16 protein-coding genes are annotated in these 17,176 nt (G+C 67.3%); 10 read left to right on the top strand and 6 right to left on the bottom strand.

Annotated elements, in window-relative coordinates; translation table 11 throughout:
* The first annotated feature begins 56 nt into the window (after nt 1-56).
* The 7 genes from Q8M13_RS00320 to Q8M13_RS00290 all read left to right on the top strand — a co-directional run bounded on the left by Q8M13_RS00320 (nt 57) and on the right by Q8M13_RS00290 (nt 7,701).
* Nucleotides 57-830: an ATP-binding cassette domain-containing protein gene (locus Q8M13_RS00320; RefSeq protein WP_370869905.1), complete on the top strand. Its 774-nt coding sequence runs from the start codon at nt 57-59 to the stop codon at nt 828-830.
* The gene (locus Q8M13_RS00315) at nt 827-2,365 is read left to right on the top strand and encodes a glycine betaine ABC transporter substrate-binding protein (protein WP_305297611.1); all 1,539 of its coding nucleotides are present in this window, start codon (nt 827-829) and stop codon (nt 2,363-2,365) included. The genes Q8M13_RS00320 and Q8M13_RS00315 overlap by 4 nt, the downstream gene beginning before the upstream one ends.
* An 86-nt stretch (nt 2,366-2,451) precedes the next feature.
* On the top strand, nt 2,452-2,715 hold the full coding sequence (gene fliQ / locus Q8M13_RS00310; protein WP_305297610.1) for a flagellar biosynthesis protein FliQ: 264 nt from the start codon (nt 2,452-2,454) through the stop codon (nt 2,713-2,715).
* Between the two features lie 18 nt (nt 2,716-2,733).
* The gene (fliR, locus tag Q8M13_RS00305) at nt 2,734-3,489 is read left to right on the top strand and encodes a flagellar biosynthetic protein FliR (protein ID WP_305297609.1); all 756 of its coding nucleotides are present in this window, start codon (nt 2,734-2,736) and stop codon (nt 3,487-3,489) included.
* A gap of 4 nt (nt 3,490-3,493) precedes the next feature.
* Nucleotides 3,494-4,582, top strand: coding sequence for a flagellar biosynthesis protein FlhB (flhB, locus tag Q8M13_RS00300; RefSeq protein WP_305297608.1), 1,089 nt, complete (start codon nt 3,494-3,496; stop codon nt 4,580-4,582).
* A gap of 76 nt (nt 4,583-4,658) precedes the next feature.
* On the top strand, nt 4,659-6,725 hold the full coding sequence (cckA, locus tag Q8M13_RS00295) for a cell cycle histidine kinase CckA (RefSeq protein WP_305297606.1): 2,067 nt from the start codon (nt 4,659-4,661) through the stop codon (nt 6,723-6,725).
* Between the two features lie 49 nt (nt 6,726-6,774).
* The gene (locus Q8M13_RS00290) at nt 6,775-7,701 is read left to right on the top strand and encodes a mechanosensitive ion channel family protein (protein ID WP_305297605.1); all 927 of its coding nucleotides are present in this window, start codon (nt 6,775-6,777) and stop codon (nt 7,699-7,701) included.
* On the opposite strand, the gene Q8M13_RS00285 is transcribed toward Q8M13_RS00290, so the two are convergent.
* Together Q8M13_RS00285 and Q8M13_RS00280 are read right to left on the bottom strand one after the other, a co-directional pair.
* Nucleotides 7,691-8,905 carry a TIGR03862 family flavoprotein gene (locus tag Q8M13_RS00285; RefSeq protein WP_305297603.1) on the bottom strand — a complete coding sequence of 405 codons (1,215 nt, stop codon included), beginning with the start codon at nt 8,903-8,905 and terminating at the stop codon, nt 7,691-7,693. The two genes, Q8M13_RS00290 and Q8M13_RS00285, sit on opposite strands and share 11 nt — an antisense overlap.
* Before the next feature lie 42 nt (nt 8,906-8,947).
* Nucleotides 8,948-9,331 carry a hypothetical protein gene (locus tag Q8M13_RS00280; RefSeq protein ID WP_305297601.1) on the bottom strand — a complete coding sequence of 128 codons (384 nt, stop codon included), beginning with the start codon at nt 9,329-9,331 and terminating at the stop codon, nt 8,948-8,950.
* A gap of 182 nt (nt 9,332-9,513) precedes the next feature.
* Between Q8M13_RS00280 and Q8M13_RS00275 the strand changes: the two genes are divergently transcribed.
* The 3 genes from Q8M13_RS00275 to Q8M13_RS00265 all read left to right on the top strand — a co-directional run bounded on the left by Q8M13_RS00275 (nt 9,514) and on the right by Q8M13_RS00265 (nt 13,374).
* A complete protein-coding gene (locus tag Q8M13_RS00275) occupies nt 9,514-11,424 on the top strand; it encodes a DEAD/DEAH box helicase (protein WP_305297599.1) in 1,911 nt (636 codons plus the stop codon).
* A gap of 119 nt (nt 11,425-11,543) precedes the next feature.
* On the top strand, nt 11,544-12,296 hold the full coding sequence (locus tag Q8M13_RS00270; protein WP_305297598.1) for a TVP38/TMEM64 family protein: 753 nt from the start codon (nt 11,544-11,546) through the stop codon (nt 12,294-12,296).
* 61 nt (nt 12,297-12,357) lie between these two features.
* Nucleotides 12,358-13,374, top strand: a complete 1,017-nt coding sequence (locus Q8M13_RS00265; RefSeq protein ID WP_305297597.1) for an NADP-dependent oxidoreductase — start codon at nt 12,358-12,360, stop codon at nt 13,372-13,374.
* Nucleotides 13,375-13,392: 18 nt separating this feature from the next.
* Here the strand turns inward: Q8M13_RS00265 and Q8M13_RS00260 are convergent, their stop codons facing one another.
* The 4 genes from Q8M13_RS00260 to Q8M13_RS00245 form a co-directional block, all read right to left on the bottom strand.
* Nucleotides 13,393-13,944 carry a DUF2087 domain-containing protein gene (locus Q8M13_RS00260; RefSeq protein WP_305297596.1) on the bottom strand — a complete coding sequence of 184 codons (552 nt, stop codon included), beginning with the start codon at nt 13,942-13,944 and terminating at the stop codon, nt 13,393-13,395.
* Nucleotides 13,945-14,131: 187 nt separating this feature from the next.
* A complete protein-coding gene (locus Q8M13_RS00255; RefSeq protein WP_305297594.1) occupies nt 14,132-14,326 on the bottom strand; it encodes a hypothetical protein in 195 nt (64 codons plus the stop codon).
* 56 nt (nt 14,327-14,382) lie between these two features.
* Entirely contained in the window at nt 14,383-16,011 is a 1,629-nt protein-coding gene (locus tag Q8M13_RS00250; protein ID WP_305297593.1) for an AMP-binding protein, read from the bottom strand.
* A gap of 127 nt (nt 16,012-16,138) precedes the next feature.
* The gene (locus Q8M13_RS00245) at nt 16,139-17,149 is read right to left on the bottom strand and encodes a fatty acid desaturase (RefSeq protein ID WP_305297592.1); all 1,011 of its coding nucleotides are present in this window, start codon (nt 17,147-17,149) and stop codon (nt 16,139-16,141) included.
* Nucleotides 17,150-17,176 lie beyond the last annotated feature (27 nt).

The following is a 17,176-nucleotide window of genomic DNA, read 5'->3' as shown; positions in this document are numbered from 1 at the left end:
CGAGGATGACGATCAGAGGTGGAGCCAGTTTGGCCCGACCGTGTTACGCCTGAGCTATGATCCAACCGGCGATTGAACTCATCGGTATTGAAAAGCGCTACGCCGGGCACGAGGCGTTGGCGCGCGTGTCGCTTGAGATACCTGCCGGCCAGTTCGTGGCTCTGGTCGGGGCGTCCGGCTCGGGCAAGACCACGCTTCTGAAGACGATCAATCGCCTCATCGTCCCCGATGCTGGGGAGGTCCGCGTCGCCGGAGCGGATACCGGCGGCGTTCCGGCGCACCAGCTCCGTCGCCGCATCGGATATGTGTTCCAGGAAATCGGCCTCTTCCCGCACTTGAGCATCGCCGAGAACATCGCCATCACGCCGAAGCTGCTCGGCTGGGAGCGCACGCGCATGACCGGCCGGGTGGATGACCTGCTCGATCTGGTGGCGCTGCCGCGGGAGGTTGCGACCCGCGCGCCGTCGGAGCTGTCCGGCGGCCAGCGCCAGCGCGTCGGTGTGGCCCGCGCGCTCGCCGCCGAGCCGAAGATCATGCTGATGGACGAGCCGTTCGGCGCGTTGGACCCCCTGACCCGCGACGCGCTGGGAACAGACTACCGCGCCCTGCACGAAAAGCTTGGTCTGACGACGGTGATGGTCACGCATGACATGACCGAGGCGGTGTTGCTCGCCGACCGGATCGTCGTCCTGGAGTCCGGCTCTATCGTCGCCGACGGCCAGCCCGGCGAACTCCTGGCCTCGACCGACAATCCCGAGGTCCGCGCTTTGCTAGAGGCCCCGCGTCGCCAGGCCGAGCGACTACGCCAGCGCCTGGAGGCCGCGCAGTGAGCGGTCGCGTCGCTCAGGCCTGGGGCCTGCTACCCGAATATCTCGCCTGGCACGTTCTCCTGAGCGCCAGCGCCCTGGTGCTCGGCCTGCTGATCAGCCTGCCGCTGGCGGTGGCGGCAAGTCGTAGCGCGCGGCTCCGCTGGCCGGTCCTGGCCTTCGCGGGCTTGATCCAGACCATTCCCAGCCTGGCCCTGCTGGCCCTGTTCTATCCCTTGCTGCTGGCGCTGTCGGCCTTGAGCCAGACCGTCTTCGGCCAAGGATTCTCAGCCTTGGGCTTTCTGCCGTCGCTGTTGGCCCTGACGCTCTATTCGATGCTGCCGATCCTGCGGACTGGGACCGCCGGCATTCTCGGCGTCGATCCGGCCGTGCGCGAGGCGGCCGATGGGGTGGGCATGACCCCGCGCCAGCGGCTGTTCCAGGTCGAATTGCCGCTGGCCATGCCGGTCATCATGGCCGGCGTCCGCACGGCCGCGGTCTGGACCATCGGGGCGGCGACGCTCTCGACGCCGGTCGGGCAGACCAGTCTTGGCAACTACATTTTCGCGGGTCTGCAGACCGAGAACTGGGTCTTCGTGCTGTTTGGTTGCGCGGCCTCGGCGGCGCTTGCCATGACCGTCGACCAGTTGCTGGGCCTGATCGAAACCGGCGCGGCTCGCCGCAAGCGCGGCCTGATGATCGCCGGCGCCGCGTTGCTGGTCGTCGGCGTGCTGGCCACCCTGACGCCGCTCGCCGCACTGGGCAAGCCGTCGAGCTATGTGGTCGGGGCCAAGAACTTCTCCGAACAGTACATCCTGGCCGAGGTGATGGCCGAACGCCTGGAGCGCTCGGGCGCCCATGTCTCGCGCAAGGAAGACCTGGGCTCCGCCGTCGCCTACCGCGCCCTGGCCGCCGGCGAACTCGATGTCTATGTCGACTATTCGGGCACCCTTTGGACCAACGTTCTGAAGCGCGAGGACAATCCGGGCCGGGCCCAAGTCCTGGCCGAACTCACAACCGAACTGAAGAAGCGCGACGGGGTCGTGGTGCTCGGCTCGCTTGGCTTCGAGAACGCCTACGCCTTCGCCATGCGCGCCGACCGCGCCAAGGCGTTGGGCATTGTCAGCCTGACCGATCTGGCACGCCAGGCGCCGCGCCTGACCCTGGGGTCTGACCTGGAGTTCCTGTCGCGGCCGGAGTGGAAGGCGGTCGACGCGGCCTATGACTTCAACTTCAAGAAGGAGCGCTCCTTCCAGCCGACCTTCATGTACCGCGCGCTGTCGGGCGGCGAAGCCGATGTGATTTCGGCCTTCTCCTCCGATGGCCGGATATCGGCTGACAAGCTGGTGGTGCTGACCGACCCGAAGGGCGCGCTGCCGCCCTATGACGCGGTGATCCTGATCTCGCCGAAACGCGCGGGCGACGAGCGATTGCTGGCGGCGCTGCGGCCGCTGATCGGCTCGATCTCGGTGGAGGCGATGCGTTCGGCCAACTACGCCGTCGACCGGGACCAGGGCAAGGTGAGCCCCGCCGAGGCCGCGAGGGCGCTGCATCCGTAAACGTCAGGTAGTCGTTCGTTAACCATAACTAGGCAAATTCCGCCTAGCTTGATTTCCCGGCTCCACGCGTACCCAAGAGGCCAAAGATGAACGGCGCCGAGGTTCTCGACATCGGTCGCGACGCCATCTGGCTCACCATCCAGCTTTCGGCGCCGGTGCTGATCGTCGGTTTGGTGGTCGGGGTGGGGATCGGCCTGTTGCAGGCCCTGACCCAGATCCAGGAAGCCACCCTGGTCTATGCGCCGAAGATCGTGGCCATTTTCCTTTCGCTGCTGCTGTTCCTGCCGATGATGGGCGCTCTGATGAGCGGCTTCATGCGCGAGATCGCCGCCCGCATCGCAGCGATGTAGCGGCCGTTCGGCCGGTTCATGGAAAGCTTTGCAGCCGCATCCCAGGTCTATGCAGGAGGCCTGATCTTCGCCCGCGTCGCGGCGATCGTCATGCTGTTGCCCGGCATTGGCGATACCAGCGTGCCGCCGCGGGTCCGGCTCGCCTTCGCCTTCCTGATGGCCCTGATGCTGATGCCGGTGGTCGCGCGTGGCATGGCGGTTCCGCCCGACGTGTCCGGCGTCGCCGGCGCGGTGATCAAGGAACTGATGATCGGCCTGATGATCGGCGGGATCCTGAAGATCTTCCTGTCGTCGCTGAGCACGACGGGCGAGATCATCTCCATCCAGACCACGCTGGCCTTCGCCCAGACCGCCGCACCGGGCCAGGCCTCGCCCTCGACCACCATTGGCACCTTCCTGGGCCTCATCGGCATCACGCTGATCATGGCGACCGACCTGCACCACATGTTCCTGACCGCCATCGTGCGGTCCTACGCCATCTTCCCGTTCGGGCGCGAAATCCCGATCGCCGACAGCGCCCAACTCGCGGTGCAGACGGTCGCCGGGTCGTTCAAGCTGGGCTTGCAGCTGGCCGCCCCGGTTGTGGTCTTCTCGCTGGTCTTCAACATCGCCGCCGGTCTGGTCGGGCGGGTGATGCCGCAGTTCCAGGTGTTCTTCGTCGCCACGCCGCTGATCGTGCTGCTCGGACTTTCGATCTTCGCCCTCAGCCTTGGGACCATCGGCATGGTCTGGCTCAACCGCTATCGCGAGCTCACCTCGCTGTTCCTAGGCTAGAGCGATGGCCGACGAACAGGACGCAGCCTCTAAAACAGAAGAGGCGACACCCACCAAGCTCCAGAAGGCGCGGGAGAAGGGCGATGTCGCCAAGACCCCGGACCTCGCCACCCTGGCCTCGTTCTCCGGCGCCGCGGCGGTCATCGCCATCGCCGGCGGCTGGATGTCGCAGAACCTGGCCAGCGCGCTGCTGCCCTTCATAGCCCATCCCGAAAGCATGAGCCTGGAGGGGCACGGGGCCATCGAGGTCGCCCGCGTCGCGGCCCGCGCGGCCGCGCCGCTGCTGATCACCGTCCTGGTCGTCGCCGCTGTGATGGGGGTTGGCGGAAACCTGATCCAGACCGGGTTCATGTACAGCCCGGACAAGGTGAAGCCGGACTGGAAGAAGGTCTCGCCGATGGCTGGGCTGAAGCGTCTGGTCGGGCTCGACAGCCTGATGCAGTTCGTCAAGTCGGTGGCCAAGATCGTTATGGTCGGCTGGGTCGGATGGGTGGTGATGAAGCCCTACCTCCACCCGCTGCGCGAGCTGGCGGCGATGGACCCGGCGGCGATGCTGCCGCTGCTGTCGGAGATCCTTCGCAAGCTGGTCTTCGCCACCGCCGCCCTGATGTTGGCCATCGCCGGGCTCGACTGGTTCTGGCAGCGCCAGCGCTTCCTGAAGCGCATGCGGATGACCAAGGAAGAGCAGAAGGAAGAATACAAGAACTCGGAAGGCGACCCGCACTTCAAGGCCAAGCGTCGCCAGATCGCCATCCAGCGCTCGCGAAGCCGGATGATGGCGGCGGTTCCGAACGCGACCATGGTGGTGATGAACCCCACTCACTTCGCGGTCGCGCTCAAGTACGAAGCTGGCGAAACGGCGGCTCCGCAGTGCGTCGCAAAGGGCATGGACGCCATCGCCCTGAAGATCCGCGCGCTCGCCGAAGAGCATGGCGTGCCGGTCATCGAGGACCCGCCGCTCGCCCGGGCCCTCTACGCCGCCGTCGAACTCGACGAGTTCATTCCGCCCGCCCACTACGAAGCCGTAGCCAAGCTGATCGGCTTCATCATGAGCAACAGCGCCCGCGTAGTCGCAAATGCCCGTGGTCGCTGAGAAATCGTGAGAAGATTGCGTGACTGATTCGCCGGAGGCCATCGCCTCTCCGTCTGGCATCAACCGAGGCCTCCCTATGGCCAAGTCGTCGAACTCTGAGGGCGCTCGCCGCCGTTTCGACCTGCTGACGGTGTTCGCGGCCCTGTGCTTCGTCGCCGCCGTGGGCTTCGCGGCCGTGCCCGCTATCCACGCAGGTCCTTCGACACGCGCCGGCTTGATGCTGCTGATCGGCCTGGCCGGCGTGGCGTGCCTGGGGCTGTTCGCCGTGCGCAATTCGGCCGCGCCGGCGCCCGCGGCCGAGCCCGGCGCCGACAAGCTTATCGACGCGCTGTCGGAGCCGGCGGCGATCGCCGCCGCAGATGGCCGCATCCATGCCGCCAACGCTTCGTGGCGGCTGGTCCTGGGCGCCGCCTCGCGCCTGCCAAAGGGCGGTCCCTCGGCGGCCAGCCTGTTCTCGGCCCTGACCGCTGCGCGCCGTGGCGAAACCGCCCAGGCCTCGATCCGCAACAATGGATCGGAGCATTCGGCCACTGTCGCCCCGCTGGGCGAGCGTCGCTTCCTGGTTCGCCTGGCCGAGCCCGCGCCCCTGGCCCTGCCGCGCGCCGCGGCCGAGGTCCTGGACGCCTTCAACACCGCCAAGCCGCCGCCGCCCAAGGTGCTGGACGCATTCGCCGCCGCCTCGCCGTTTGGCGCGGCGTTGCTGGATGGCGAAGACCCCTTCGCCGCGACCATCGTCGAGGCCAATCCGACGCTGTCGGCCGTGGCCGGCGGCGGCGCGGCGGGCACGGTGTTCGGCGACCTGATCGATGCGGCGTCACGCGCCGATGCGACCCAGAAGCTGGCCGATGGTCACGTCGGCGCCCTGGAAGTCCGCCTCGCCTGCGATCAGGCCAAGGTCGCTCACCTTTACCTATCCAAGACTGACGGGCGCTGGGTGGCCTATCTGGTCGACGTTTCCGAGCAGAAGCAGATCGAACTGCAGCTATCGCAGAGCCAGAAGATGCAGGCCATCGGCCAGCTCGCCGGCGGCGTCGCGCACGACTTCAACAACCTGCTGACCGCGATCTTCATGCAGCTCGACGTGCTGGCTCAGCGCCATCCCGTCGGGGATCCTTCCTACGAGGGGCTGAACGAGATCCGTTCGACCTCGGCCCGCGCGGCCGATCTGGTTCGCAAGCTGCTGGCCTTCTCGCGCAAGCAGACCGTCCAGCGCGAGACCCTCGACCTGGGCGAACTGATCAGCGAGTCCGAGGTGCTGCTGCGCCGCGTGCTTTACGAGGACGTGAAGCTCGAGACCGAATACGGCCGTAACCTGCCGCACGTCCGAGCCGATCGTAGCCAGATCGAGACGGCGGTGATGAACCTGGCCGTCAACGCCCGCGACGCCGTGCGCGCGCATGGCGGCGGGGTTGTCCGCATCCGTCTCGCGCGCCTGACCCAGGACGAGGCCGTCGCACACGGCTATCCCGCCGCCCAGGGCGACCAGGCGCTGATCGAGGTGTCCGACGACGGGCCCGGCATCGCGCCTGACGTCATCGACAAGATCTTCGACCCCTTCTTCACCACCAAGCCGGTGGGCGAGGGCACGGGCCTGGGTCTGGCCACCGTCTATGGCATCGTCAAACAGTCGGACGGCTGGATCAGCGTTGCCTCCAAGGCCGGCGAAGGCGCGGCTTTCCGTATCTTCCTGCCGGTGCATGTGCCCAGCGCCTCGGCTCCGGCCCTGGTGCCAGTGGTCAAGGCGCCGCCCAAGGCCCGCGACCTTTCGGGCGCCGGCCGCATCCTGTTTGTCGAGGACGAGGACGCCGTGCGCGGCGTGGCGGCCAAGCTGTTGCGGGCCCGCGGTTATGAGGTGATCGAGGCCGCTTCGGGCGAGGAAGCTCTGGAACTGGCCGAGGAATATGCCGGCAAGATCGACCTCATGATCTCCGACGTGGTCATGCCCGGCATGCAGGGCCCCGACCTGCTGAAGCACGCCCGGATCTATCTGGCCGGCGCGCCGGTGATGTTCATTTCCGGCTATGCCGAGGCGGAGTTCTCCAACCTGCTGGAAGGCGAGGAGAACGTCTCATTCCTGCCCAAGCCGATTGACATCAAGACGTTGGCTGAGCGCGTGAAGCAGGAACTCCAGAAGGCCGCCTGACGTATTCACCGATTGGCCTTGGGCCGCCGAGGAGTGCTAAGCGAGCTTCATGCAGGGATTTGAAACCGAGCTTACTGAACGTCTGCGCCAGACGGTGACGACGGACGAGGACGTCCTCCACAAGTTCATTAACGCTGCGGGCGACCTGGCCGTAAACCTCGTCGTCGCGGTCATCATCATGACCGTCACATGGTGGGCGGCGGGCTGGGCTTCGCGGCTGGTGCGGCGCCTTATCGCTCGCGTCCACGGGGGCGGCCCCCCCGACGTCACCCTGCAGAGCTTCGCCGGCTCGATGGCGCGCTATTTCGTCATCGTCGTCGGCTTCGTCGCGGTGTTGCAGCAACTTGGCGTTCAGACCACGTCGATCCTGGCGGTCCTGGGCGCGGCTTCGCTGGCTGTGGGCCTAGCCCTGCAAGGCACGCTCAGCAACGTCGCCGCCGGCGTCATGCTGCTGCTGTTCCGCCCCTATCGCGTCGGCGACACGGTCGAGATCGGCGGTCGCACCGGAACGGTGAAGATGCTCGACCTCTTCGTCACCGAGCTCGCGACCCCCGATAATCTCAAGGTCGTGCTGCCGAACGGCAAGGTGTTCGGCGATGTCATCGTCAACACCAGTTATCACAGCCGTCGCCGGGTCGACGCTGTGTTCCGCGTCGACAACAAGCGCGATGTCCCGGCGCTGTTGGCCGGCCTCAAGGCGCGAGCCGAGGCCAACCCGCTGGTGCTCAAGGACCCCGCGCCTACCGTCGAGGTGACCGGCCTGTCGGAGGCCTTTGTCGAGGGCGCTGTCCGAGCTTGGGTGGAAAGCGGCGACTTCGGCGTTGTGAAGGGCGACCTTCTGCTAGCTGCCCGCCTATTGGCCGACGGCGCGGATGAGGCGCTGCCGCCCCTGCCTAAGGCGCACGTGAAGGGGCCCCCCGCACCGCGGAAGAAGCGCCCCTCGATCCGTGACCGCCTGAAGCATTCTAACGAGTAGCGAGCACCGCTCGGGCGGCGGCCACGCCGCTCGCGAAGGCGCCTTGCAGGAGATAGCCGCCGGTCGGCGCCTCCCAGTCCAGCATCTCCCCCACGACGTAGACGCCGGGGATGGCGCGAAGCATCAAACCTTCGTCCAGGCCAGGCAGGCTCACGCCGCCGGCGGTCGAGATCGCCCGGTCGATGGGGCGCACGGCCTTGAGCGTGATCGGCGTCGATTTGATCGCGCGGGCCAGGGCGCCAGCGTCTTTCGGCAGTTCGACCCCGTGGCCTTCACGCAGCAGATTGATCTCCGCCGGCGTCAGGCTGGCGGTCTTGCGCAGAAGATTGGTCGTCGACTGGCCGCTGACCACCTTGTGCAATCGGTCAGCCAGCTTGGGGCGGCTGACATCGGGACGCAGGTCGACGTGGAGGACCGCAGATCCGTCCCGCGAAATCGCGGCGCGCAGATCGGCCGACAGAGCATAGATTGCGCCCCCCTCGATCCCATAGTCGGCGATCATAGCCTCGCCACGGACCGTACGTTCGCCGAAGGTGAGCGCGATGTTCTTCAGCGGATGGCCTGCGAAGCGGGTGCGGAACACCTCGCTCCAGGCGACGTCGAAGCCGCTATTGGCGGGCTGGAACGGCGCAAGTTCGACGCCGCGCTCGGCCAGGGCCTGTGTCCACGCGCCGTTCGAACCCAGGCGAGGCCAGCTTGCGCCGCCGAGCGCCAGGATGGTCGCATCCGGGCGCGCGGTCTCGATGCTGGCGTCGTCGAGCGCGAAGATCAGATCGCCGGCCTCGTTCCAGCCGCGCCAGTCGCGCCGGGTGCGGAACTCCACGCCCTGGGCGGTCAGCCGCGCCAGCCAGGCCCGCAAGAGGGGCGAGGCTTTCAGGGCGCGCGGGAAGATGCGGCCGCTGGAGCCCATGAAGGTTTCCTGGCCCAGGCCCTCGGCCCAGGCGATCAGGTCGGCCGGGGTGAAGGCCTCAAGCACCGGCCGAAGCTGCTGCGCCTGCGCGCCGTAGCGGGTGATGAAGGTCTCGAAGTCTTCGGAGTGGGTCAGGTTCAGGCCGCCGCGGCCAGCCATCAGGAACTTGCGGCCGAGCGTCAGCATCCGATCGTAGACCGTGACGGCCAGGCCAGCGGCGCTCAGCACCTCGGCGGCCATGAGGCCAGCCGGGCCGCCGCCAATGACGGCGACATTTTCAATTCGTTGGGTCATGGCGGCAGGTCACGCGCCTATTCCGCCATGAATGTCCAGCGATTAGGGCGCGAAGCTCGATCTGGCCTTCACACCCCAGTGGCCGTTTTCACAGGTGATCACATAGATGGAGTCGAAGCCGCCGATCACCGATCCGTCCTTGCGGTAGCGGGTGAAGCGGGTGTCCAGGTGAACCTTGTCGGCGCCCGCGTGGATCACCTCGCGGCGCTCCCAGGCCGAGTGGTCCCAGTCCGACAGCGGGCCGCGCTCGAACATCTGCGGCTGATGATAGCCGGGCTCGATCACCGCCAGGGTGTTGGAGGCCAGGCGGATGCTGGGAAAGTTGAAGGTCGCTTCGAAGGCCGGCAGGTCGCGAGCGTTGAAGGCGGTCATGAAGGCGTCGGTCACGGCCAGGGCCGCGGCGATCTCGGTCTCGTAGGCAGGCATCTGAACTCCCTTTTTGAGCCAGCTTGCCATGCTCGGTGCGGGTAAAAACAGCGGTTTCCGCCCTGCGGCTCTTCCGCACCAGTTAATGAATTCCTTGCTGCAAGGCTTGCCGTAACGTCTTGCTTGGCCTCTAAGGCGCGCCCGCGCGTTCTTTGTGTGTGGCGCGAACCGACAGGACGACTATGGCCTTCCCCGACATCCACCCCGCCTTGGCGCGCGCGCTCGCGAGCCAGGGCTACGCCGAACCCACCCCCGTTCAAGAGGCGGTGCTCACCGAAGAGGCCGCCGGCCGCGACCTGCTGGTCTCGGCCCAGACCGGCTCGGGCAAGACGGTGGCCTTCGGCCTCGCCGCTGGCCCGACCCTGCTGGGCGACGAAGCCCGCTTCGGCAAGCCGGGCGCCCCGCTGGCCCTGGTGATCGCCCCGACCCGCGAACTGGCCATCCAGGTCAGCCGCGAGCTGACATGGCTCTACGCCGACTCCGGCGCGAAGGTGGAAACCTGCGTCGGCGGCATGGATCCGCGCCGCGAGAAGTTCGCGCTTCAGGACGGCGTCCACATCCTGGTCGGTACGCCGGGCCGTCTGAAGGACCACCTTGAGCGCGGCAACCTCGATCTGGGCTCGCTGCGCGTCCTCGTCCTCGACGAGGCCGACGAGATGCTCGACATGGGCTTCCGCGAAGACCTGGAGGAGATCCTCGATTCCTCGCCGGTCGACCGTCGCACCCTGCTGTTCTCGGCCACCATCGCCAAGGACATCGCGGCCCTGGCCAAGCGCTACCAGAAAAACGCCCTGCGCGTCGACACCGTGCGTCGCGACGAGCCGCACGGCGACATCGAATACCGCGCCATCCGCGTGGCGCCGAACGAGATCGAGTTGGCCGTCGTCAACGTGCTGCGCTTCTACGAATCCGCCCGCGCCCTGGTGTTCTGCAACACGCGTGAAGGCGTGCGCCATATGCACGCCGCGCTGCGTGAGCGCGGCTTCGCCGTAGTCGGTCTGTCCGGCGAACTTGGCCAGCGTGAACGTTCGGAGGCCCTGCAAGCGCTGCGCGACGGTCACGCCCGGGTGTGCGTCGCCACCGACGTCGCCGCCCGTGGCCTCGACCTGCCCGACCTCGGCCTGGTCATCCACGCCGACATTCCGATCAACAAGCCGGGCCTGCTGCACCGTTCGGGCCGGACGGGCCGCGCCGGCAAGAAGGGCATTTCCGTCCTGCTGGTCTCCTACACTCGTCGCCGCAAGGCCGAGCAACTGCTGGCCTCGGCCGGCGTCGACGCCCATTGGCAAGGTCCGCCGACCGCCGACGAAATCCGCGCCAAGGATCAGGCGCGCCTGCTGGAAGACCCGATCCTGACCGAACCAATGGCGGAGGAAGACCTCGCCCTGGCCAAGCTGGTGCTGGAGAACCGCAGCGCCGAAGAGGTCGCGGCGGCCCTGATCCGTCTGCACCGTCAGCGCCTGCCCGCGGCGGAAGAGCTCTACGACGATGCGCGTATGCGCGACTCCCAGAGCCGCGATCGCGAGCGTCCGCAGCGCGACCGCTATGACCCCAGCGACCGCGAGGGCGGCCCGGTCGGCCGTCCGCCGCGCCTCGCGCCGGAGGACGTCTCCTGGTTCCGCATCAGCGTCGGCCGCGACAAGAACGCTGACCCGAAGTGGCTGATCCCGATGATTTGCCGTCTGGGCCATGTCACTAAGAAGGACATTGGCTCGATCAAGATCTTTGATCGCGAGACGAAGTTCGAGATCTCCAAGGAAGCCGAGCCGAAGTTCGCGGCGGCCGTGAAGGCGACCGTGGCCGACGAGATCAAGATCGAACCTTCGTCGCCTCCGGGCGGTCCGACCTCGCCGCCGCGTGGCGGCCCGAACCGCAAGGGTCCGCCAAGCGGCGACCGTCCGTTCCGCAAGGGACCTCCGGGCGAAGGCAAGCCGGCGTTCCGCAAAGGCCCGCCCGGTGAGGATCGTCCGCCCTTCCGCAAGGGTCCGCCGCGCGACGGCGCCAAGCCGGCCTTCAAGGGCCCTCCAGGCGCACCTGGCCCCAAGGCCGGCAAGCCGCCGTGGAAGAAAAAGGGCAACGACGAACGCCGCTAGGCGTCTTCGTCCGGTCACAAACTCATAGCTAGGATCGCTGCGGTTTCCGCGGCGATCCTGCGTTGTGATTCGCGCCAGTCTTCGGAGCCTCAAGGTCTGCAATCAGGGGACATGGCGACGTGGCACGCCAGACGACCGAGGTTGAGACACAAGGCCGCAAAATCCTGCGGGCCTTCGCGCGTTGGGCGCCCGCGCTCCTGTTGATCGCCGCAACGGCCTGGCTCTACGCCAGCGGCATGGCGACTGACATCTCGCTGGACAATCTCCAGGCCCACGAAATGCGGTTGCGCGCGGAGGTGGCGGCCAACCCGCTGCTGGCCCTGGCGGTGTTCACCGCGCTCTATGCCGTGGCGACGGCGGCGTTTGTACCGGTGGGCCTAGTCATGATGCTGGCCGGCGGCTTCCTGTTCGGCCCACTGATCGGCACGTTCGCAACCGTCGTCGGATCGACGGGCGGGGCGATCATGGCCTACCTCGCTGCGCGTTTCGCGGCGGGCGACCACATCCGTAATCGCTTGGCCATCGGGCGGTTGCGAAAGCTGGTCGAGGGCTTCGAGCGCGCGCCCTTCGGCTATCTTCTGACCTTGCGGCTGGTGCCGCTCAGTCCGTTCGGCCTGGTGAATGTCGCCGCCGGCTGCGCGCGTGCGCCGTTCCGCGCCTATGTCGCGGCGACGGTGGTCGGGGCCATTCCGTATTCGCTGATCTACAGCTATCTGGGCGATGGGCTGGGCGAGGCGTTCCTGGCCAGCCGCACGCCGACCGCCGCGATTTTCCTGACGCCCGATATCGCCTGGCCGCTGGCCGCGCTGATGGTGATTTCGTTGCTGGCGGCGCGCTTCAGTCGGCGCGAGCGTACGGGGCGCATCGCTTAGGGCCCTCGACTTCCCCTACGCCGCGGCCGCATGATCCCGGCCGCTTAAGGAAGGGAACGTCATGCCGATCAATCGCCAATGGGTGCTGCGCCATCGTCCGACTGGCGCCATCGGACCAGACGACCTGGAGCTGATCGAGAGCGTCACGCCCGAGCTCAAGGACGGCGAGGTGCTGGTCCGGAACATCTATCTGTCCCTCGATCCCACCAACCGGATCTGGATGAGCGATCAGGACCAGTACCTGCCGCCCGTACAGATCGGCGAGGTCATGCGCGGGGGCGTGATCGGGGTGGTCGAACAGTCGCGCTCGGCGAGCCTGCCGGTCGGCGCGGTCGTCAATCCCGGCCTCGGCGGCTGGCAGGACTACACCGTGGCCCCCGAGGCCATGGCCCGGCGCACGCCGCACATCCCCGGGGTTCCGCTGACCGCCTATATGAGCGTGCTCGGCGCGACAGGGCTCACCGCCTATTTCGGCCTGATGGACATCGGCAAACCGAAGCCGGGCGAGACGGTCGTGGTGTCGGCCGCGGCTGGCGCCGTCGGCTCCATCGTCGGACAGATCGCCAAGCTGAAGGGATGCCGGGTCATCGGGATCGCTGGCGGCGCGGAGAAATGCCGCTGGATCACCCAGGACCTCGGGTTCGACGGAGCCATCGACTACAAGTCCGAGGATGTCAGCGAGGCGCTGGGCCGTCTCGCGCCCAACGGCGTCGACATCAATTTCGAGAACGTCGGCGGCAAGGTCATGGACGCCGTCATCGGCCATATGAACAACCACAGCCGCATGCCGCTTTGCGGGATGATCTCGACCTACAACACCGAAGGGCCAGTGCCAGGGCCGTCCGACTTCGCCCGCGTGCTGATGCACCGCATCCACATCCAGGGCTTCATCGTCATCGACTACCTGCCGCGCGCCGCCGAGGCGATGGCGGAGCTGGCCCCGTGGGTCGCCTCGGGTCAGATCAAGTGGAAAGCGCATGTCGAGGATGGGCTGGAGAACGCCGTGTCGGCCTTGGACCGGCTGTTCACCGGTGATCATGACGGCAAGCTGCTGGTTCGCGTGTCCGCCGAACCCTAGGCGGACACGCGACGGCGCTCAGCGGGCGGGCTGACCGACTTTCAGTTGGGCGATCACCGCGGCGGCGTCGACTGTCGGTGGTCGTTCGATGCGTTGGTAATCGCGTCCATCGAGCGTGCGGGTGACAAGCCGCGCTTCATAGAGTTCACGCCGCAGCAGGGCGTGATCGCCAAAGTCATGCAGGCCGCGCAGGACTTCGCTGATTTCGCGCTCGGTGAACATCTGCCGTGGCGGCAACTGTGACCACAGCCCCCAGAGCGCCAGCACCTGATCGCCGCGTTTGGCGGGCCACCGCATCAGGCGGCCGTCCCGGGCGAAGCAACGTCCAGTCCGTTCGACCGCACGCAGATCCACGGGTGGCGACGCCTCCGCGGCGACGATGACCGTCGTTGGCGCGGCGTCGGCCTGCGCCCGGAGCTGCTGGAAGTTCCGGCAGCCAATCGACCGGGCCAGCATGTTCAGCAGTTCGACGTGGCCGGGCACAGCGTCGTGGTTGGCGAGTTGGGCGCGCAACGAACGCGCCAGGCCGGAGATGTCGGAGGTTTGAAACGGTATCGCGGTTCTAGACATGATCTCTCCCTGCGTGCCGAGGGATGAACGGTGATCGCCATTCCGAGCTGGCACGGGAAAGAGGTGTCAGTCGAGGAAGTCTGAGCAGGTTTAGCTTGCCCTCGCGGGCGGCGATGCCTCGGTGAACTGCGGACCGGGAGAACGTCGATAGGCCGGCGCCGGTGGAGCGTCAAGCCTGGTCCGCGTCCTAGAAGCTGCTGCGGCCATGGGTCGGGCTAGCCTTGGCGACCTCAGGGCGGACGGTCTTCAGGCATTCGGCATAGGTGGTGAGCAGCCAGGCTCGGCTCGGCCCGTCGCCCGCCAGCGCGCCGCCCTCGGCCGCGAGGACGTCGCGCATGAGCTGGTAGGCCACCGCTTCCGGTGTCTGCGGTGTGTCGGCCATGGGGTTTCCTTGTCTCAGGCGAACCTGGTCCCAAGACATGAAGGAATTGGCCGAGCCTAGGCGCTCACCCCAAGCGCAGCCAAGGCGCGCTCGCGGGAGGCCTTGTAGTCGACCTTGCCGTTGGGTGCGCGGCCGATGCTTTCCACCACCACTAATTCGCGGGGGGCCTTGTAGGCCGCGAGCCTGGTCTTCACGTGACCGGACATCTCTTCCAGGGTGGGGGCCGGGACGGAGGGGTCGGGCTCGACCACCGCGCAGATGCGCTCTCCAAACCGGGCGTCGGGGATGCCGACCACCACGGCGTCGCGGACTGAAGGGTGGGTCTTCAGGGCCTCCTCGACCTCCTCGGGGAAGACCTTCTCGCCGCCGGTGTTGATGCACTGGCTGCCTCGGCCCAGCAGTTTCAAGGTGCCGTCCAGATTGACCTCGGCCCAGTCGCCCGGGACGCTCCATCGCTGCCCGTCCATATTGCGGAAGGTCTTGGCGCTCTTCTCGGGGTCCTTGTAGTAGCCGGTCGGCAGGAAGCCGCAGACCGCGACCAGGCCGCGCTCGCCCGAGCCCGGCTCGACCCGGCGGCCGTCCTCGGTGAACACCGAGCAGTTGGGACCGAGCATGAAGGCCGCAGTCGCGGCCTCCGCGCCGGGCGCGGAGGCCGAGGCGCCCAGGCCGACGGCCTCGGACGAGCCGAAGCTGTCCATGATCATCGCATTGCGGGCGTAGGACAGCAGGCCGCGCTTGTTCTCCTGGCTCCACATCGAACCGGACGAGCTCATCGCCTTGACGTGAGAAAGGTCCCAGCGGTCGGGGTTGGCTTCCAGAGCCTCCAGCATCGGGGTGGAGAAGGCTAGGCCGACGATGACGATGTTGTCGGCGTGCAGCCGCACAGCCTCGTCCCACAGCTCCATGGCGCTGAATTGCCTCGAGGGCAGGGACGCGACCGCGCCGCCGATGTTCAAGGTGATGAAGGCCGAGAACTGCCCGGTGCCGTGCATCAGCGGGCAGCAGACCAGGGTCGTCGGCTGCTCATAGGTGGGGAGCCGGTCGCCGACATCCTCCGGCCGTTCGAGCGGGGGCAGGCCCATCATTGCGTGACCGCCAGCGCCGATGACGTTGAACAGGTCGTCCTGTCGCCACATCACCCCCTTGGGCATGCCGGTGGTGCCGCCGGTGTAGAGCAACACCAGATCGTCGGGCGTGCGGCCCCAGGGCGCCTTGAACGGATGAGGCGACTGCGTCGCGACAATCGTTTCGTAGTCGTCGGCCCAAGCTGGCGCGGGATGGCCCGGCTCTGCGACCGAAATCCAGCGCTTCACTTGCGGCAGCTTGGCGCGCAGCGGCTCAAGCGTCTCAGCGAAGCCGGCGTGGAACACCACCGCCTGGGCGTCGGCGTTGTCGAACAGATAGGTCAGCTCATCGCCGCCATACCGGTAATTGGTGTTGATCGGGGCCATGCCGGCCTTGAAGGCGGCGTAGTAGGTCTCGAGGTATTCGGGGCCGTTGTAGAGATAGGCTGCGACCTTGGCGTCCGAGGTCAGCCCGCTGGCGACCAGGTGGGCTGCCAGGGCGTCGGCGTGGGCGTCGAACTGGCCCCAGGTGACGATGCGGTCGCCCTGGATGAGGGCCGGTTTGTCGGGCTGACGGGCGGCGATGGCCTCCCAGACGTCAGCGAATGTCCATGCGCTCACGGTCTCTCTCCCACATGCTCTTCTTTTTATGGAGAGAAGTGGGGGGCAGCAGCGGCGGGGTGTCAACTCTGACGCGGGGGCAGGAGCCCCCGCATTTCCCTCCGCGGGTGGAGAGGCGCGCGCCGCGCTACGCCAACCGTTCGCGGCCGCGGATCTCGCGGAACGACACCAGCCGTTCGGCCGCCTCATCCCAGAGGGCGAGGCGGGCGTTCTTGAAGCTGTCCAAAAGGCCGATGCGGCTGACGTCCTGGAGTTCAGGATGGTCGTGGAGCACCTGCGGCAGCCGGTAGAACGGGATGCGGCTCGACAGGTGGTGGACGTGGTGGATGCCGATATTGGCCGTCAGCCAGCGCAGCGGCTGGGGCAGGTCGTAGTGCGAGGAGCCGTGCAGGGCGGCTTGATCCCGCTTCCAGGTCTTGTTGCGCGACCAGGAAACGCCTTCGTACTGATGCTGCACGAAGAATAGCCAGACGCCGATGGTCGCGGCGATCACCAGGGTGGTGAAATTCACCAGCACGACCGGCGCGACGCCGATCAGCCACATCATGATCCCGACGCCGACCGCGATGATCGCGGTGTTGCCGAGGGTCGAGACCCAGGTCCGCCAGTCCTTCATCATGCCGACCGGCACCCGCTGCTGCAGGAAGAACACGAAGGTGGGGCCGATGCCGAACATCACCGCCGGATTGCGGTAGAGCCGGTAGCCCAGCCGCTTGAGCGGGGGCAGGGCGAGATACTCGTCCACCGTCAGCATCTCGATGACGCCCAGGCCGCGGCGATCCAGGTTGCCGGATGTGGCGTGGTGCATCGCATGGGTCCGGCGCCAATAGTCGTAGGGCGTCAGGGTCAGCAGGCTGATCGAGCGGCCGACCCAATCGTTGGCGGCCTTGGCCTCGAAGAACGAGCCATGCCCGCAGTCGTGCTGGATCATGAACAGCCGCACGAGGAAGACGGCGGCCGGTACTGTGAGCAGCAGGGCCAGCCACCACAGGCCGAAATACATGGCCGCCCAACCGAGCGCCCATAGGGTCGCCAGGGCCGAGGCGGTGAGCGCCAATTCAAAGATGCTGCGCGCCAGAACGGGACGCTTGTAGTCGGCGAGCTTGCGGCTCCAGTCAGCGGGCTTGGTGTCAGGCACGTGGGTAGGCTTCCAAAAGGGGATAGA

The sequence above is a fragment of the Phenylobacterium sp. genome, assembly GCF_030681155.1.
Taxonomy (GTDB): Bacteria; Pseudomonadota; Alphaproteobacteria; order Caulobacterales; family Caulobacteraceae; genus Phenylobacterium.
This window is presented reverse-complemented; position numbering and strand designations above follow the sequence as displayed.